Below are 17,867 nucleotides of genomic sequence, written 5' to 3'. Positions count from 1 at the left end.
CGAGCCGAAACCCCATGGCAAGAATTGTGACATCTCCCGTCGCCACCGGCGCACCCGGCATTCCGCCGCGATGGACTCGCAGCGCCAAGGACGCAGTCTGCACCGCCTACTCCTCCGTGAGCCGTTTATGGTTCACCGCCTCGGCCGGCGTCCTCGACGAGATTTATTTTCCGACGATCGATCAGCCGCAGGTCCGCGACCTCCAGTTCCTGATCACCGACGGTGAGACCTTCTTCCACGAGGAACGGCGCCACCTCCATTCCGTCACCGAGTACCTCGACCCCACGGGTCTAGGCGTTCGAATCGTCAACCATTCACCCGACGGCCGCTATCACCTCTTCAAGGAAATCATCACCGATCCGCATCAGCCTACTCTGCTCATCAACGCCCGCCTCGAGGGCGACCCGGAGCTGCTGAAAAAACTGCACCTCTATGTCCTACTCGCGCCGCATCTGTGCGTTGGGGGATGGGGCAACAATGGTTACCTGACCAAAATCGTCGGCCACGACTTCCTGACCGCGAACAAGAACGGCGTCTGGCTGGCTCTGGGAGCCATGACGCCATTTCTCAGGACCTCATGCGGATACGTCGGCACTACCGACGGATGGCAGGATATCCACTCCAATTTCAAAATGGACTATCAGTTCGCCGCCGCGCTCAACGGCAACATCGCGCTCACCGCCGAGATCGATTTGACCAAGGGCTACTCTTTCACGCTTGGCCTGGGATTCGGGCGCGAGCTCAATCGCGCCGTGACGACATTGTATCAATCGCTCGCCGAACCTTTCCCGTCGCATCGTGCCCGCTTCCTCGAGCAATGGCATCGCGCGTGCGATCATATCGTTCCGCTCGATAAATTCTCCGGCGACGGCGGCGCTCTCTATCGCCGCGGCACCCAACTGCTGCTTGCCCACGAAGACAAAACCTATCCCGGCGCGCTAATCGCGTCGCTCAGCATCCCGTGGGGCGAGGCCAAGAGCGACGAGGACCTCGGCGGCTACCATCTCGTCTGGACCCGCGACATGGTCAACAGCGTGGGCGGCCTGGCCGCCACCGGCGACGTCGCCACTGCGCTGCGCGCCCTCATTTATCTCGCATGCGCGCAGCGTCCGGACGGCGGCTTTCCGCAGAATTTCTGGATCGACGGCCAGCCGTACTGGAACGGCATTCAGCTCGACGAGGTCTCATTTCCAATCGTGCTGGCGTGGCGACTGTACAAGCACTCTGGCCTCAAGGATTTCGATCCTTATCCGATGGTCTTGCGGGCGGCTCACTTCCTGGTCGACCACGGCCCGCCCACCCCGCAGGAGCGATGGGAGGAAAACGCCGGCTACTCGCCCTCGACCCTGGCCGCGAATATCACCGGATTGATTTGCGCCGCCGGCTTCGCTCGCGACCGCGGTGACCAGGCCACCGCGCAGTTCCTCGAGGAGTACGCCGACTTCCTCGAGGCGAACGTCGAAAACTGGACCGTCACCAACGACGGCTTCCTCGTCCCCGGCATCAAGCGCCACTACGTCCGCATCAATCCTATCGACATCAGCGATCCCGACGCCGACGAAGGCCTCGCGGGCAAACTCGTGCCGATTCGCAATCGTCCCCCCGGCGCGCAGACCGAGTTTCCGGCCGCCGAGATCGTAGACGGCGGGTTTCTCGAGCTGGTCCGCTATGGCATTCGCAAGGCCGGCGATCCGTTGATGGAGGATTCGCTCCACGTCATCGACGCCGTGCTCAAGACCGACTTCCCCGCCGGGCCGTGCTGGCGACGTTACACCCACGACGGCTACGGACAGCGCGACGACGGCGGGCCGTTCCTCGGATGGGGCCGCGGACGTCCGTGGCCGCTGCTGACGGGAGAGCGCGGGCATTACGAGCTCGCCGCTGGCCGCGATCCGAAGCCGTACCTCAGAGCGATGGAACGGTTTGCGAATTCGACCCAGTTGCTGCCCGAACAGATTTGGGATCAGCCCGACATCCGCCGACGATTGCTCAAGTTCGGCGAACAGACCGGCAGCGCGACGCCCCTGATGTGGGCGCACGCCGAGTACATCAAGCTGCTGCGCTCGGCCTCCGACGGTCGCGTGTTCGACCTCATCGATGAAGTTCGAGACCGCTACCTGAAGCCCGGACGAAAGCCGAGCCGCCTGATGGTCTGGAAATCCAACCGCCGCGTGCGTTCGGTCTCACCCGGCGACCGCTTGCGCATCCAGGCCACCGCGCCGTTCATGCTGCATTGGACCAACGACGAATGGCAGCACGTCAACGACACCGGCTCGAGTTCAACCCCGATCGGCTTCGAGTACGCCGACATCGACATTGGCGCGAGCGACAAGGCACCGATCCGCTTCACCTTCAAATGGCGCGACACCGGCACCTGGGAAGGCCACGACTACGCAGTAAGGGTCGCGAAGTGATCCCCCGGCGATTTTCCCCTTCCTTCGAAACGATTTTGATGCAATCGACACTCGCCTTGAGAATGGTGGTCAGGGATTACGGTTCTTCAATCCGAGTACTAAAAGGCCGACAAGATTTATGAGTTGCATGAGAATTTTCAGCCGTTCGCCCTAGCAAGTCAGACTACTATCGAAAATGCCATCATGTGGCAGTACGCGAATCATCTCGACTACTTACAGCTGAAGTATTTTTTCGAGAGTGGCGATGCTCATTGGGGACAAATGTCAGATCGCATCAAAGAATATTTTGGCTCGCCACCGATTCCAGCTGCCAAAAATGATCCGCCGACACAGGCCGCCGACTTTGTGGCTTACGAAGTACGACAGGCTTATACAGCACTAGAAGTCAAAAGCGGTGAAATATTTGAGAAGTTTCGGATGTCGTTTGTCTTGTTAGGTCAAATCCCCGGGCGCTGGGGGGACCTAAAAGACCAAGACATTCGCGCGGAATTGAACGTGCGGAAGATTCCAAAACGGAAACCCCTAGAGTAGCGATTACAAAGCGCTCAATCCATAAATATATGTAATGATCGAGATCGTTAGACCTATTCCGAGAGAGAAAGATGGACGAAGTCGATCACTGATGGAGATCGACGGTCTCGTTCGCAGAGAACGACTTTGACTAAGTCGATCAAATGCTGCGATACACAAAGAAAGATTTGATCACGAATCTAACGTCGAATCGTCATCCGTCATCGCCGTAAGCCGGTTCGAGTACTCACCGTTCAAAGCACGTGTTGATGGGCTGTATATCACCCAGCAGTATCGAAAGGGCTGTGGCCGTTCCCGTAGGAGCGCCGACCGGAATGGTGGCGCCGGTCGGAATGGCGGAACCATAGTCAGCGAAGCAGAACTGACTCAAAAAGGCGGAACTGCAGCAGTCAGACGTTGAGTCATTTGCTCCGCAGGCCGTACCATCTGCATGTTGCCAGGGTCCGGTTATCTGATATCCCAGCTGCGGCCCGACTTTGCGTGGCTCGGTGACCGGACAGGAGCAGAGAATCTGATTGTCACCAATCGCGCCAACACCAGGAAACTCTTGGCCCGTTGTGCTATCGAAGCAGACACCGCCATCGCACTGCGCGTACGGTCCCGTCGAGTTACCTCTAGGGCAGGTGTAGAGAGCCAGTGGAGGCGGGGAGCCCGAGCTCGGCTTGTATTGTGCGGCGTACTTTTTCGTGACTTGGTCCGGAAGACTGAAGGTGCTCACCGTATAGCCATTGTCCAAACCGTCATTCAGCAGGGTGCAAATATTCTGCGTATTGTTATCGAATTCGAAGGGGATACTGATACTCGCTCCTACTTCCTCGTCGCACTTGCAGTACGCGACACCATTCAAGTAGAAGCACGTAGCTGTAGCGCAGAGTGCGTAATTTTGGTTGCATTGCACGAATGGTCCCTGCTGCGACCTCGCGCGCCCAGGGGCTCCCAGCACGCAGAGCACACCAAGCGCGACTACCCAGCCACGCCAGCTGATCCCGCTGGCCGGTAGCATTTCCTTCCGCTCGGTTCGGGGCGTTTGCACGGGTTCTATCCGAGATTTCCGACACTGGCTCATCTGCCGTCCTGTTGTCTGGAGGTCATCTGCGTTTGTGCCTCTTTCCTTACCGAGGAAAAATGTCAATTTCACCGGACACTACCGCATAGCGCCGGCACGAGCAAACCTAAATAGGAGTCAATTCTAGTCCGCAACATAAGGTTTCCCTTATGCCAAGTCCGAAAGCGAAGCCGATGGCAACACGGCTCCGTCAATCATATCTAGACTCTTAAATAAAACCGCCTGGCGACGTCGAATCCTTCGCCGCCAGAACACTCTCAGATCAAGCACTGGACTGGGTCATTCGGCTTCTCCTCACGCGAAACGACATTTGGCCTTCCGAACAAAACCTGCACCCCCGCGACCGCGCCAGTATAGCATCCCACTACGACGAACCCTTCGTGCATTACAAGTTTGACGGGAAGTCAAATCGATACATGATGGACACGCCCGTCTCCTTTCTCGGGGCGCCATGCGTCGCTCTTTTGTGCCAGCTTAGAAGTTCTGGCCGGCGTGGGTTTGCTCACCCACTTACAAATATATGGAGTATTCCAAGATCAAAACGAGCGGTTCAATTTGGCCGTGAGCGTTAACACCAACAAAATCACTTCGAGGGAAGGGCTTAGTGGTTAGGTTGCTCTCTTAACAATCTGTAAGCTCGCGCGCCGCGCACCATCATTGCGATCGCATCGCCGTATTTGCGTAATACCTCTACGCCGAAATTTTGAAATTCTCAGCGGACGTGCTCAAGCCTCGCGTCGTCGCGCGCTGGCACGATGCTGGCTCATCTTTCCCCCAACGCGCGCATTACTATCCGTTAATAACTAAATCCGCGCGCGTTCGTACTCGTTCGTGGAGGAATACCGATGAGTAGCAAGGATTCGTTAGTGCGCGACGCGGTTGAGTACCGGCTGGTGTTCGCGTTGCTCCTGCTGATGGCGATGCTGATCGTACAGGGATGCACCGCGTTCAATCCGCAGGGCGCGGCGATCCAGCAGACGCCGAATTACTACAACGGCGAATCGTACAGCCAGCTTTCGCCCGAGCAGAAGATGCAGCTCGAAGATCACCTCGCCAATCAGAGCAACTCGGCGTGGCGAACCACCGCCGCCGTCGCGTCGGGCGCCGGGCAACTCGAGCAGGGGACGGGATTTCTATTGCGCGGAATCGACGGGATCGAACATCACTGAGCCGCTTGAGGTCCAAGGTTTCGGCGTGATTGTGGTGACCTATCCGCCGGCGCGACACGCCGGTCGTTCTGCTATGCCCTATCCTGCCGCGAGGTTGCTGGCGACCGTCGCTGTGGCGCTCGCGTTATCTGCTCTGCAGGGATGCACCGACATGGCGCCGCAGTATGGCGCTCAGAATTACGCGCCGTCGTATTATGAGGGCGGCTACAGCACACTGACACCGCAACAGAAGTTCCAGCTCGAAGATCATCTGTCCAATCAGAGTAATCAGGCGTGGCAGACCACCGCGCAGGTGATGAGCGGCGCCGGCCGTCTGCTCGGCGGGACCGGAAGCCTGATTGGTGCGATTCGCTCGATCGATAAACCAACCGCCGTGGCGCGCGTGCACCCTCCTCGGATATCGCGTCGCTTCGCAGTACGCTGAATCCCGTCGGCACGGGCGCCGTTGATGCACATGGAACAGCGGGGAGCGCCGCGCGAGCGGTCCATTGCTCACTCGACCTCCCCGGCGTCCCGATCATTCGTACATCTGCGAGTCCGACGCGGTCAGCGTGGTTGGAAAAGTTATTCCAAGCAAAGTGCTGCTCGGCAGAAAAATCTTGCTCGCTGCATTGTAGCTCATACTGACGACCGTGCGGTCGGTGTATCCGGGCGAACTGGTGGCGGTCGTCGTCGTCCCTGTATAGGAGGCAACCGTCACGGTCAGGTCGGTGCCGGCGTTAGTAAGGATCGACGAAGATAACAACTGCTGCGCAGCGCTCGGTAACGAGCTGGCGCTGACGGAGCTATTCGGCCCCATCGTCCCGGGATTCACCGCGGCATAGCGTGCGAGTGCCGATGCTCCCTGGCTGACCGCCAGAGCCGCCTGCCCGATCAGCGCAAACTGCACACCGATCAGCATCACTGCCAGTGCGATGCTCGACATCAGCGCGAACTCAACCATCGACTGGCCACGGCTCATTCGCTTCTTGCGCGATACCTGCGGACAGCCATTCACACGGGACTGATTCTTTGCCTTAGATCGATTAGTCATACAATCTTCCCTTTTCTACTGGGTTAGCGTCGGAACCTGGTATCCCCCGAGCGCGGGCGCGGTCGAACTGGCGATAGTGTTTGCCGCAATCGCCTTCACGAAGCATCCGTTGATATTGGTGCTGGTGGTGGTGGCAGGCTCCAGATAGATCAGCGCAAACCCTTCGATGGTTAAGCCGCAGTTGCCGGTGCATCCGTGATAATCAACCGCAGGCACGACTACCAGGCATGGATCGCCGGGCGGGATATCGGTCGGATTGCCACCACCGCTGGTGCACGGATCGGCGATCGATTCGCAACTGCTCAACCTGGCCGCCAAGGCAGTTTTCACAGGACCTGAATTGCCCTTGTTACCCGGTTCTGACTGAATGGTGCCGCCGACTGAGAATGAGGCCGAATCACCGCTCTCGATCGCCGCGCTCAGCGCGGTATCGCCACCGCCAGAACCGCCGGTAGGGTTCAGCCATTGCCAGTTGCCCGGCGCCAGACCGCCGACAAACTTCTGCCCGAACGAAACTGATTGCCCCGGATCAAAACTCGACAAACTGCACGGGCTGGTGCATTGAAGTCCTACCGGAAATAGGCCCTGGGTAACGGTGCCGATATTTCCGCCGGCAGCTGCGGCGGCGGTAGCCGATACCGAATAGGTGCTAAGGCCGATAGCTTTTCCGAAAAAGTAGGGAAGAGCGGATTCCTGCGCCACCACTTTGATCGTCGACGAGGTCGGCTCGGTGAGCGTGAGATTGCTAACCGCCAGCCCATTGTCGACCGCATAGGTGCAGGCTGCGGTCGTGGCAGCGTCCGGTTCACCGGTGCAGCCGGAGGCGGGCGTGCCTTCAAATGTGTAACCAGCCAGGTAATTGGCGCCGGCGATTGCGGCAGCGTCCGCAGTCTTTTGCATCTGCTCCCAGTTCGCGTACATGACGGCGACATCGCCGCCGAGAGCGATCGCTCCGATTAGGATTGCAGCTATCCCGGCGTACAAAGCGGCGACCTGACCGCGAGAGTTGGCGAAAATCTTTTTCATAAGGCACTCCAGGTGAATTCCTTCGCCGAACACCGACCTGGCCTGATCTGCCCCATGCCTCGCCAAGGCACTTACGTTGCAAGGCTTCAGACCCGCTCGGTCCGCAAGGCAAGCAACCGGGATGCCAACCGATAGGCGGAAAATACTCCACTTGGTTATTCACATTCCTCTCCGATCAAAGGGAGAAAACTGTGGCGATTGTGCTACTACTTGTAGCACAACAGTACTCAGCGTAAGCTCCAGGCTACCCAGCCAACCACCTGGAACAGCGTCTTATGTCAAATGCGTCTCTCGATCGCTTGAACCTTCCTCCTTTTCTATCGCGTCAGCGTCGGAACCTGGTATCCCCCAAGCGCGGGCGCGCTGGAACTGGCAATCGTGTTTGCCGCAACCGCCTTCACGATGCATCCCTCGGCCGTCGTGCCGGCGTCCGGTTCCCGGGTGCAGCCGGAGACGGGCGTGCCTTCAAATGCGTAACCAGCCAGGTAATTGGCGCCGGCGATCGCGGCAGCGTCTGCAGTCTTCCGCACCTGCTCCCAGTTCGCGTACATCACGGCGACGTCGGTGCTGATGCGATCGCTCAGAGCAAGACGGCGATTATTCCGGCGTATAGCGCCGCAACTGACCAGGTGAACTGCCAGACGGGTTTTTCATAGACCACCCCCTTGTGAACCTCTGGAACGCGAAACCGGCACACGGATTCGCGCTGGCAAGAGACTCAAAACAGGTCGGTCCAGCGACTCAAAGCAACCTGAATGCCAAAAGCGGGCGCCGGATGTTTCCGCACGGTACTTCGCTTTTTCGCCATTTAGTAGGAAAAACGTACAACACCAGTGGCGAAATTGCTACTCGTTGTGGCGTAAAAGTACCACTATGTCGCTCGAAAGGGGCCAGCCCGGCAGCTATCCACAACCTGCGTTAAACGACGCGGCTGGCGAAACGCCGACGACTTCTCGCCCGCGACTTTCATCGCGGTCGGAGAGTTATCGTGCTTGCGAGAGATTTGCTGGAGTCTTTGGAGAAAATCAGCGGGAAAAGCCGAGCTGTCAGCTCAGCCTCACGCACCCTTAGCGGGTGGCGCTGCCACTGCTCCCCATGAAGGGAGCAGTGGCAGCATTCAGGCGTTTAAGTCGTGCCGTTGGGAATCAACCGGGAGACCGTGAGATCGCCCGCGATTGTCTTGAAGATCTGGTCGAGGGTACTGGTCGATCGAGCAGCCGACGCGCAGGAACTTTTCGTGGATGAGACATCGGTGAAGAAGTTCGCGTTATTCTGCTGGTAAGAACCCGCCGTTGTGGGCGAGTTTGCGATCGCCTGCATCGTACACACTGGGCTCGAATATGTGCCGGTGTCGGTCGTGCATCCGGTTGACTCCGAGCCGTAGGCAACCGCGTATACCGTGGTTCCCGCTGCCGCAGCGGCTTGGGCGGAAGCTACTGCTTGGGCGCACTGCTTCGTAGCCGGGTAAACCTTCGCCGGCGCCGGCGTCGGCGCCTCCATACCATCGGTAACCCCCGGGCCTGGAGCGTCCGCGTTCGCTTCGCCATCGCTGATGAGGATCATCACGTTCTTCGTGTTCGGTCTGTTGGAAGCGGCTGTTGCCAATGCTTTTTGTGCCGTATCGATTACGCCCGCATAGAAGGTCCCCTCACCGCCTGGGGCGGCTATGCCCCTGCTACAGCCCGCACCGGCCGCGATCACGAGGTTGGAGCCGGCGATCAGCGAAGTCGCCGTGTCGGATGCGCGATAGTCGCTGGAAAATGGAACGATCTCGTACTCCGGCGGTGTATAGGTAGTTGAGCAACTTCCCTCGCCTCGGCTCGTGCAACAAGCAGCCGGGGCGCCAGCGCCCGTGCATGAATTGTTCGAGAAAAATCCGTTGTATGAGGTAATGGCAGGGTTCGTGCCGGAGCAATTGGTATCAAGCTGTGCCTGAGCGGTGGATACCGGTCCCGGGAACGCAAACAGGCTGACTTCGTCGACTGCGTTTGTAACGTTACTCGCAGTCAGATTGCCAGTCGCAGGCGCAGGAACCGTGACTGAGCTGCCGCTGGCCGAGCCGCAGCTGGTCAGCCCGCCGGCGCACGGCGAGAGCGTTTTCAGCAGAGTCTGGACACCTTGCAACGCGCAGGAGATTTTTGTTGAGCTGCAATTGCCGCTGTCACTACTATTCATCGACGCCGTTGTATCAACGACAATTGCCACGTTGTACGGGCCATTGAATCCGCCTTTTGCGCTCGCCATGGCAGTCGCGCTGAGACTAAACGAATTGAAGCCTAGCACCCTGGCGAATGTCGTCGGGACGGTGGCTGTCTCCGTCACGGAGAGGGCGTTATACCCGGTCACAAGGCAGCCGCATGGGCTGGCCGCGGTACAATAGGGTACTCCCTCGGCGATGGCGGCAGTGCTCGTCAGGCACTTCGCCGTAGCCGCAATCTGAACGTTGCTCAGAAGACTAGAGTTGGTGTTTACATCCCCAGTATGACCGCTGTAGTCGGTCGCAGTGGTTATTACATTGCTTATTGTTTCGCCGTCATTGGACATGACCGCGCCGCCCGCCAATGCAGCTGCCTGGGTCTGAGCCCGGAGTTGCTGATAACCAATATAGGCAGTGCCGACGTCGAACACGATCGCCGCGATTCCGCAAATGGCGACCATAGCGACCGTTATCAGCACGAACGACTGGCCGCGCCGGGCACCGCCGATCCAGCGCAAAGTGGATCCATTCTTGAGTGCAGTAGGTTCCTTGGTGGGTTTCATTGAATCAGCTCCGCTGTTTGCGCCGAGAGGCTACAGCCCGAGGGCGCATAGTTGAATCCGAAGATCAGAAGGCTGCACGGATAGGTAACCGTTACTTTGGCAGTATTGCCCGACACTAACTGGGCGGCGGCGCTAGTGCAGGATGTGCCCGTGTATGGAGATCCGTACGAGACCGGATTTCCGGTCCCAAACGCAATCGAGTACACGAGGCCCCCTGAAGTGAGGTTAGGCGCTGCTGCCTGGACCGTCTGACTAGTCGTCGCGCACGGATCTGAGCTTTGCCCTCGACTAATCGAAAGCTGCTGGGCACCAGCAGTGGTAGCATTCGTCAGCGTCAGATAGTTATTGAAAACAATCCCGACTACGATTATGGCCACTAGCAGGGTCAGCAGCACCGGCAGGGTAAGAGCGAACTCAACCATGGCCTGTCCCCGCCCGTGGCGCGCGAGTCCGGAGGGCTCTTCACCGACCGAGGCCTGGCCGCCGTACAGTACGGCTATGTGGCCACGGTAACTGTAGGATGTTTGCTTCATACAGAACCTCTCAAAAATTCACCGAAAACGGTGAATGGTGATTTTATGACACCGTTCGGCTTTAGATCTCATTTTCGTATCACCCGTCCTTCTTTATGGCAAGCCAGCAACAGAAGGTAATTTGTAGGACGGCTCGTGATGCGAAAACACACCTAAATCCAACTTGTCGAGCCGTAATCTAACAAGGCGGCATAAATACGTCAAGAACCAATGGTGGCAGTATTGCTACTATTTGTAGTATATCGCTACCAAAAGCCGACCGACAACGAGGTCGGTCGAAGTAACTAAACTAATGCTCGCGGCCCATCGAGGAGGTTAACTCCATCCACACCTTGTCAAGATTCTCCACCTAACAAAACTCTAATATTAATGGCTGTTTAGGCTTCGTAACCGTCAAATCTGAGGATCCGTATTCAAGGCAGGAGAGACGCTTATGAAAATCCACACAACCATTATTGCCGCGATCTTCGGGCTCCTGATGATGGTGATCCCGAATCTCGCCTCAGCCGCGGTCGTCGTTCGCCCTGTGCATCCGGTGGTAGTTCAAGAGGTCGTCCCGGCGGCTCCCTTCACGACCATCGAATACTATCGGCCGTGGGCATGCGCCAACCCCTACTTCCGACGCCACCACTGGTGGAGATGCCGTTAAGCTGATTGCTCGATAGAGCCCAGCGCCAACGCATCGGCGGTCGCGGGCGGCGTGTCGGATGACACCCGCCCGCAAGAAACAAACCGGCCCATTAGTTTCAGATTTTGGTCCCCGCTCCCGCAGATCCGTGTAGGACGAGGGAACCCGACGCTATCTCAGAGGAAGAGTTACATGCCGGTAATTGCCCAGGTGCCTCCTCCGCACGTATTGACCGAGTAGCTATAGGTAGCCTGCGTTGTGCCGTAGAGCACTGCCATCAGATCGTAGTTGCACTCACTATCGCCATCACCACCGCTATCGCTAATGGTGATCGTGGTCTGCTGGCCCGGCCCGAGCGTCTGTCCGGCGAACAAATTATTGGTTGTGTCCCAACCCGAGGAGTCTGAGGACGAAGCATAAAACTCTGTCATTGTGTAGGACGTGTTATTCGTCACAACCACGCTTTTTGGGTTGCCGGCGATCGCGGCGGTGGCTCCAGCGATGGTAAAGAGCATAATTAGGACTGCTATATTTCGCGTAGATTTCATGTTTTCTTTCACTCCCTGCCTGAAAAGGCGACAAGATAGTCGCTAATCGCCGTTTAGTTTGTGCTCCCCTCGCAGAACGCTGATTCCGAACTAGTCAGCGTTGTAGGAAAGGGGATGCCAAGAAATGGATTGGGAAGCGCCATTAAGGAATTGGCGTTGAATGAGACGGAGACTGTGACAGAGCTGCCGTAGGTGCAGGGAGGAGCTGGGCTCAGAGTAGAGGTCAGATAGGCTCCGCCGTTTGCAGCGATGGTCGGCGACGCCACCGAGAGCATGTAGCTTTGAACCTGCGCCTGGGTCGAATTCGTGTAAACCGCCGCGTATCGCGCGCCCTGATAATTGACCTGGCCCAAGGCTAAAGACGCTTCACCAATAATCGCGAACTGAATTCCAACCAGCAGCAGGATCAATACAACTGGCAATGCAAAAGCGAATTCGATGACGGACTGCGCACTGCTGCCTCCCCGGAGCCGGCGCACGAGCGCGTCGAACCTGGGGGGGCGACCTTTCGATTTGCGGTCAATATTTGTGTTCATGATCATATAACCTCCTGGCTTTTAACCTCCTGGCTTTCAGTAATCTTGCCCACTCGGTGTGCGAACCCTTAATGAATGAGGATCGGGTGTCCATGCCCGCCGTAGTTTGGAGCGCTCGCATCGCCGTAGCTGTTCGGGACGACCGCGCTTATGAAGTTCACGGTAACCTGGCCGCCGCTGTAGCTGTCGAGCCATACCGTAGCGAAGGCATCCACCTGCACCTGGCTCCTACCGTTCTGACCTTCCCAGTTCACGACCGGCACTACCAGCAAGCGAGGATCGGTTGCGGTGTGGTTCGAATACGTGCCGCTTGGGTCAGAGCTCGAGGCGGCATTCAGACGATCCTGGAAGCCCTGATCAACGGGACCAACTTTCTTGCCCGGTTCAGTGGTTACCCACTGTCCCACGCTGATCAGTCCGCTATAGCCATCGGCGATGTTGGTTCTGAGGTTGCTTCCGCCGGTTCCACCCAGCGCCAGCAAGTCCCAGTTGCCCGGCCCGACCTGACCCTGCTGAAGATTTATCTGCTCACCGTCGCTGTACACGGTGTTGACGTCCAGTCCTATTGGGATGACCTGGCAATCGCCGGTGTTGTTGCAGGCGGCAGGCGTGTAGGTACCGCTCGAAACAGCTCCCGGCGAAGGCGCCCCGACGGTATAGGTGGCGGGCTGCGGCGCAGCCGCGGCCGTCACCTGTATCGTCCCGTTCGTCATTCCAAGGACCTTGGCGAAATAGTAGGGAACCGTTCGCTGCACCGTCATCGTGATCGACAGATCGTTCGATGCGACAGCAGCGGAGGTTATCTCGGAGGCCTTGACGCCATTGGACTCCGCGAACTGCTCTGCGACCGTTATAGCCTGAGTTGGATTGTCCGGAAGAGAGTTTGCGCCAGCCAGCACGCCCGAGTCGGCGGCCTTTTGTATCTGCACCCAGTTGAAATAATGCAGAGCAACATCGGTGCCCAATGCAACGGATCCAATCAGAACGGCGATTACGCCGGCGAGTAATGGGGCGATCTGACCAGACGGCCCATGACGGGAAACTCTGGAAACGCGCGGTGAGCGGACGACAGATGGAGTTCTTCGGAACCTAAATAGTAACATATAAGTAACCCTCCCTATGTGAGAAGCAAGCAAAAAATCTGCCATTGCGTGTCAAAACTGAACAAAACACGTCATATTGCTTTGAAACACTGTGGAATACTGGTTTTTGGATAAACGAGTCGCCGATCGTTTGACGCCAAGACCCGGCAACTTTGTATCTGAAATACTACAATATGTAGCAGTATTGCTACACTAGACGTAAATCATTACTTCCTGTAGTACGAAAGCCCGGCGGCGGCGGGTTCTTCAACCTGGAATAACGCCGCAGCCTTTTCGACCGAAGTGTCTGGCCGCGGGCATATTACACCCTAACGGCAATTCCACGTTGGAGGGGCAATGTTCGCCTCGCCTCCGTTGCGGAAAATCCGCCAAAAAGTAGACCCTGAAATTACTGTCAGCTCCCTAGATGCCGCTTTCTCAATGAGGCTTGCGGGGAGGGCGCACGGGAGCTCTGAAATTTGGGCGGTTTCACATTCTATAAGGTGATTTAGCCCTCACCAATCCGCTCGATCGTGAACTGAGCCGCCAGCGACGCCATCATCGCCTCGACCTCGGCGCGCGAGTCGGCCGAGAAGTAGATCCGCAGGTGGTGGCGCGTGGGATCTTCGGTTCTCAGGGTCGCGAGATTGTCGTATGACTCGACGATCGATTTGAACAGCACGATCTGCTCGGGCGGTATCGCGATCAGCATCGAGTCGATTGATGGCGGCCTTTTGCTCACGGTTTACTGCCAACTCCCCGACCCCTACATTCTAGCCGATGATGCTGCCGCGGGTCTTGTTCGTAACCGGCAAAGGGGGGACCGGCAAGAGTACAGTCGCCGCCGCGATTGCGCTTGCGCTGTCGCATCGGCGTCCGACCACGCTCGCCGACCTGGACCGCAGGATGTCGGCGGCGGCGGCGCTCGGCGCGATGCCGGAGAATTCGACGCCGATCAAAGTCACCGAGTCGCTTGACGTGATCGCGCTGACGCCGCGCGCGGAGCTCGAGGCGTTCATCGATCGCATCGTGCCGATTCGCGCGATCTCGCGCCGGATGCTGCGCAGCCGGACTTTCGGATATGTGACAGCGGCGCTGCCGGGCCTCGAAGCCTTTTTGCTGCTGGAACGGCTCCGAATCATGGCGGGAGACGCGGCGCTCGAGGATCGCTATCTCGTGATCGATGCGCCCGCGTCGGGCAGCGCGGTCGAGCTGCTGTCGGTCTCATCGGGCGTGAAAGGAATCGCGCCGGCCGGCACCCTGAACCGGCTGGCCGATTCGATTGACGGCTTTCTCAAGGACGCGACGCGCTTCGGCGCGGTGATCACGATGACTCCGGAAGACCTTGCGGTGCGCGAGGCGCTTGAAACCGCAGCGACGATTCGCGAGCGGCTGGGAGTCGTCACCGTCGCCGCGATAATGAACTGCGTTCCCGATTTGCTGTTTGACACGTCGGAACTCGCCGCGATGAGCCCGCTCGGCGGCCACGCCCGCCTGGCCGTGCGCCGAAACTGCGCGCATGAAAAGGCCGCGCTGGTCGCGCCGCGCTTCGCCGACGCCGGGATATCGACCATCAACCTCCCGATGATGTTCACGCCGGCCATCGGCCGCGTCGAGCTCGAGAAACTCGGGCGCGTGCTCGATGCGAAGCTGATCGGCCGATGAAGCCGAGGCCACATCCGAACGATTCGGCGAATCGCAAGTCGATTGACCTGCACGCGCAGAGTCTCGTCATCTGTCTCGGCCCCGGCGGCGTCGGCAAGACTACTATCAGCGCCGCGCTTGCGGTGCGCGCCGCGATGCTTGGATGCGCGGTTGACGTGATGACGGTGGATCCCGCGCCGCGCCTGCTCGACGCGCTCGGCCTCGAGGCGGATTCGTCGGAGCCGATCGAAGTCGTGCTCGAGGGAATCCGCCTTGCGCGCCGCAATGAGTCCAGTCGCGCGAGACTGCGGGCGCTGCGGCTTGATCCGAAGCGCACCTTCGATTCGATCATCGCGCGCTACGCGACGTCGGGCGCGGCGCGCGACGCGATTCTCGCGAATCGAATCTATCGCAATCTCTCGGGCGCGCTGGCGGGTGTGGCGGATTACATGGCTATGGAAAAATTGCTCGAGCTCGCCGCCAATCCCGACACCGACCTGATTGTGCTCGACACTCCGCCCGCGACCGAGGCGATCGACTTCCTCGACGCGCCGCGGCGCCTGCTCGAACTGCTCAACTCGCGCGCCATCAGCCTGCTCGGCGCGCCCGCCGGGATATTCAAGAGCCAGCTTCGCCTTGTCGACATGGCGGCGCGCGCGGTGCTCGCCGCGTTCGATCGCGTGACTGGACTGCATCTCCTTGGCGACGTGCAGTCGTTCGTCCGCAGCTTCGACGGGATGTACGAAGGCTTCTCGGCTCGCGCCGCGCGCGCCCAGGACAAGCTGCGCGCGTCGGACACCGCGATCGTGATCGTCACGACGGCAGAGTCGAGCCGTATCGCGCAGGCGCGCGAATTTGTCATGGCACTCGAGGGGGCAGGCCTGCGAGTCTCCGCGATGGTCGTGAATCGTGTGCTTGCAGAACTCCCGGATGCTAGTGAGCTAGCATCGGCACACATCGCGCCGTCGCTAAAGAAAAAGTTGAAGCGCAATCTTGCCGACTACGCCGCCCTCAAGACGCGCGAGGAAGTCTCACTGAGCGCGCTGCGCGAATCGATTCCCGGAGACGCAGTGCTGATGGTCGCGCCGGACCTAGGCCGCGAGCCGCGCACTATCGCGGACCTCGCGGAGATAGGCCGCAGCATCCGCGCCGCGTGAATTTTTCTTTGAGTCATCCTGAGCGCAGCGAAGGATCTCGCGCTTCCAGCGCGTTTCGCTCGAACAAAGGACCGCTACGCGATTTCAAAACCGGAACCGGCTTCGCTCGCGCGAAGCTGTCCGGAGGCCAGAAGCTATTTGCTACCGCTCGCATTGCTCGCTTTGTCAGGATGACAAGATCTGCCCTCGCGATTGCTCGCTTTGCCGGATGACGGATAACGATCTGCCGCAGGTGTCCAGTGATTAACCAGGTTTCTTCGTGCGACGGACCGCCGGCTTCGCTTTCGCGGGCTCTTCATGATCGAGAACTCGGTCGAGCTTGATGCTGAGGTTCAGCAGTTGCGAGCTCAGATGGTCGAGCCGCGCCTTCAGGTCGCGCACGTCGCGCTTGGACGGGATGTTGACGAAGTCGAGCACCTGCTCGACGTTGCGATCGAACGACTGCTTGTTCGCCATGAAGCGTTCACCGGCCTTGCCGAAACTCGAGCGCATCCTGTCGTTCGACATGACTTCGTTGAAAAAGCCCGTGATGCCTTCCTCGCTCATCTGGCGGAGCCGGTCCATCAGGTTGTCGTTGTCGCCGCGGGCCATGACTTTCAACTATATATAGAGGGGCGAGCCGCGCAAACCGGATGACCACTCTCGCCAGCATTCTAAGCATCGCGTCGGGCTTCGCCCTGATGGGGTATCACGAGCCGCCCGCGAACATGATCGCGACGTCGATCATTATAAATCTCGCGCTGACTCCGCTGACAGCAATTGTCGCGTCGCGCCGCGGACGCTCTGCGCTTCGATGGACGATCGCGGGACTCATTCTCGGCGCGTGGGCACTTGCCGCGGTCATGATTATTCCGGCGCCGAGCCAGCCCGCTCCGCCGCGGCCCGACGCGCCTCAATTTCCCCCTACTTCTCATGCTGCTTGATCCACGCGGCGGTCGGCACGAAGACCTGGCTCTCAGATTTCGTTCCCGCTAACACGTCGAGATGGCCCCAGCCGTCGAGCTTGGTGAATGAGGGATCGGGCGCTCCGGTCGATTTCGTCGCTGCTTCGACGTCGCCGGGCCAATTCGCACCGAAGTTGGTGCTGGCGAACGCGATCACGGGAATCTTCGACGCCTTGAGCGACGCGAGCAGTTCCGGCGTGAACGGATTCTCGCCGTCCTGAACCGACGGCCAGTAGCGATCGTACGCGATTAGCAGTTTCGCGAGCACCACCGCGTCGGAATGACCGGCCTGCATATTCGCGAACGCGCCGTTGCCGGGGGCCGCATCGTACATGACGTGCTCGAGGTTTTCACGGGCGGTTTTGTACTTGGGAATCGGCGCAGCCTGATCGGGATTCTCGATCACCATCTGCATCAGCTTGTAACGCTTGTCGTAGGTCAGATGTTTGCCGCCGATGTCGTCGGCATACTGGCCGGGCGTTGCAGGCTCGGTGCGCATCGGATGAGTAGGGATAAATCCGTCGAGCGCGATGATTCCTGCGACGCGGTCGGGATGCATGGCGGCATAGAGGTAGGCGAACTCGACGCCGCGGCTGAAGCCGGCGACGAAGATTTGGCTGCGGCCGGATTTTTCGCTGACGAATTTCGCGGCCGCGTCGATGTCAGTTTCGAAAAGGTCGTTGCTCCATCCCGCAAGCTCGGACAGATCGCTCTGCGGCGTCTGCGGCGGAATGAAATGGGTGCGATAGTCCAGCGACCAGACGTCAACGTCGTGCGCGGCGAGATAGACCTGGAA

Annotated in this window: 18 protein-coding genes and 1 pseudogene; 8 read left to right on the top strand and 11 right to left on the bottom strand. The window is 58.9% G+C overall.

The window, feature by feature from the left end; genetic code table 11:
* The first annotated feature begins 14 nt into the window (after positions 1-14).
* From WB650_RS01165 to WB650_RS01150, 4 genes are all read left to right on the top strand, one after another.
* Entirely contained in the window at positions 15-2,414 is a 2,400-nt protein-coding gene (locus WB650_RS01165; RefSeq protein WP_423959110.1) for a glycoside hydrolase family 15 protein, read from the top strand.
* 123 nt (positions 2,415-2,537) lie between these two features.
* Positions 2,538-2,945, top strand: a complete 408-nt coding sequence (locus tag WB650_RS01160; RefSeq protein WP_422302224.1) for a hypothetical protein — start codon at positions 2,538-2,540, stop codon at positions 2,943-2,945.
* Between the two features lie 1,911 nt (positions 2,946-4,856).
* The gene (locus WB650_RS01155; RefSeq protein WP_422302225.1) at positions 4,857-5,180 is read left to right on the top strand and encodes a hypothetical protein; all 324 of its coding nucleotides are present in this window, start codon (positions 4,857-4,859) and stop codon (positions 5,178-5,180) included.
* Positions 5,181-5,253: 73 nt separating this feature from the next.
* The gene (locus WB650_RS01150; RefSeq protein WP_422302227.1) at positions 5,254-5,604 is read left to right on the top strand and encodes a hypothetical protein; all 351 of its coding nucleotides are present in this window, start codon (positions 5,254-5,256) and stop codon (positions 5,602-5,604) included.
* Positions 5,605-5,697: 93 nt separating this feature from the next.
* Here the strand turns inward: WB650_RS01150 and WB650_RS01145 are convergent, their stop codons facing one another.
* The 5 genes from WB650_RS01145 to WB650_RS01125 form a co-directional block, all read right to left on the bottom strand.
* Entirely contained in the window at positions 5,698-6,213 is a 516-nt protein-coding gene (locus WB650_RS01145) for a TadE/TadG family type IV pilus assembly protein (protein WP_423959108.1), read from the bottom strand.
* A gap of 15 nt (positions 6,214-6,228) precedes the next feature.
* A complete protein-coding gene (locus WB650_RS01140) occupies positions 6,229-7,239 on the bottom strand; it encodes a pilus assembly protein TadG-related protein (RefSeq protein ID WP_422302231.1) in 1,011 nt (336 codons plus the stop codon).
* 317 nt (positions 7,240-7,556) lie between these two features.
* Positions 7,557-7,790: a hypothetical protein gene (locus WB650_RS01135; RefSeq protein ID WP_422302233.1), complete on the bottom strand. Its 234-nt coding sequence runs from the start codon at positions 7,788-7,790 to the stop codon at positions 7,557-7,559.
* Between the two features lie 574 nt (positions 7,791-8,364).
* Positions 8,365-9,999, bottom strand: a complete 1,635-nt coding sequence (locus tag WB650_RS01130; protein WP_422302235.1) for a hypothetical protein — start codon at positions 9,997-9,999, stop codon at positions 8,365-8,367.
* Entirely contained in the window at positions 9,996-10,532 is a 537-nt protein-coding gene (locus WB650_RS01125; protein ID WP_422302237.1) for a TadE/TadG family type IV pilus assembly protein, read from the bottom strand. The genes WB650_RS01130 and WB650_RS01125 overlap by 4 nt, the downstream gene beginning before the upstream one ends.
* A 433-nt stretch (positions 10,533-10,965) precedes the next feature.
* On the opposite strand from WB650_RS01125, the gene WB650_RS01120 reads away from it, so the two are divergent.
* Positions 10,966-11,181, top strand: a complete 216-nt coding sequence (locus tag WB650_RS01120; protein ID WP_422302239.1) for a hypothetical protein — start codon at positions 10,966-10,968, stop codon at positions 11,179-11,181.
* A gap of 167 nt (positions 11,182-11,348) precedes the next feature.
* Here the strand turns inward: WB650_RS01120 and WB650_RS01115 are convergent, their stop codons facing one another.
* From WB650_RS01115 to WB650_RS01100, 4 genes are all read right to left on the bottom strand, one after another.
* Positions 11,349-11,675 carry a hypothetical protein gene (locus WB650_RS01115; protein ID WP_422302240.1) on the bottom strand — a complete coding sequence of 109 codons (327 nt, stop codon included), beginning with the start codon at positions 11,673-11,675 and terminating at the stop codon, positions 11,349-11,351.
* An 86-nt stretch (positions 11,676-11,761) separates the two neighbouring features.
* The gene (locus WB650_RS01110) at positions 11,762-12,244 is read right to left on the bottom strand and encodes a TadE/TadG family type IV pilus assembly protein (protein ID WP_422302242.1); all 483 of its coding nucleotides are present in this window, start codon (positions 12,242-12,244) and stop codon (positions 11,762-11,764) included.
* Positions 12,245-12,312: 68 nt separating this feature from the next.
* A complete protein-coding gene (locus WB650_RS01105) occupies positions 12,313-13,347 on the bottom strand; it encodes a flp pilus-assembly TadE/G-like family protein (protein ID WP_423959105.1) in 1,035 nt (344 codons plus the stop codon).
* Between the two features lie 487 nt (positions 13,348-13,834).
* Complete coding sequence (locus WB650_RS01100) at positions 13,835-14,068, bottom strand: DUF4911 domain-containing protein (RefSeq protein WP_422302246.1); 234 nt, start codon at positions 14,066-14,068, stop codon at positions 13,835-13,837.
* Between the two features lie 41 nt (positions 14,069-14,109).
* Between WB650_RS01100 and WB650_RS01095 the strand changes: the two genes are divergently transcribed.
* Both WB650_RS01095 and WB650_RS01090 read left to right on the top strand, forming a co-directional pair.
* On the top strand, positions 14,110-14,991 hold the full coding sequence (locus tag WB650_RS01095; RefSeq protein ID WP_422302247.1) for an ArsA family ATPase: 882 nt from the start codon (positions 14,110-14,112) through the stop codon (positions 14,989-14,991).
* Positions 14,988-16,127, top strand: coding sequence for an ArsA family ATPase (locus WB650_RS01090; protein WP_423959103.1), 1,140 nt, complete (start codon positions 14,988-14,990; stop codon positions 16,125-16,127). The genes WB650_RS01095 and WB650_RS01090 overlap by 4 nt, the downstream gene beginning before the upstream one ends.
* A 243-nt stretch (positions 16,128-16,370) precedes the next feature.
* On the opposite strand, the gene WB650_RS01085 is transcribed toward WB650_RS01090, so the two are convergent.
* Positions 16,371-16,718, bottom strand: a complete 348-nt coding sequence (locus WB650_RS01085; RefSeq protein ID WP_422302249.1) for a hypothetical protein — start codon at positions 16,716-16,718, stop codon at positions 16,371-16,373.
* A gap of 41 nt (positions 16,719-16,759) precedes the next feature.
* Here WB650_RS01085 and WB650_RS01080 point away from each other — a divergent pair, with 41 nt between their 5' ends.
* Positions 16,760-17,050 (top strand): hypothetical protein, encoded by a 291-nt coding sequence (locus WB650_RS01080; RefSeq protein WP_422302251.1) that lies wholly within the window; start codon positions 16,760-16,762, stop codon positions 17,048-17,050.
* Here WB650_RS01080 and WB650_RS01075 read toward each other — a convergent pair.
* Positions 17,031-17,867 (bottom strand): annotated as a pseudogene (locus tag WB650_RS01075) (hypothetical protein); the annotation flags it as partial. The gene WB650_RS01080 and the pseudogene WB650_RS01075 sit on opposite strands and share 20 nt — an antisense overlap.

This window comes from Binatus sp. (SeqCode), assembly GCF_049584895.1.
Taxonomy (GTDB): Bacteria; Desulfobacterota; Binatia; order Binatales; family Binataceae; genus Binatus.
This window is presented reverse-complemented; position numbering and strand designations above follow the sequence as displayed.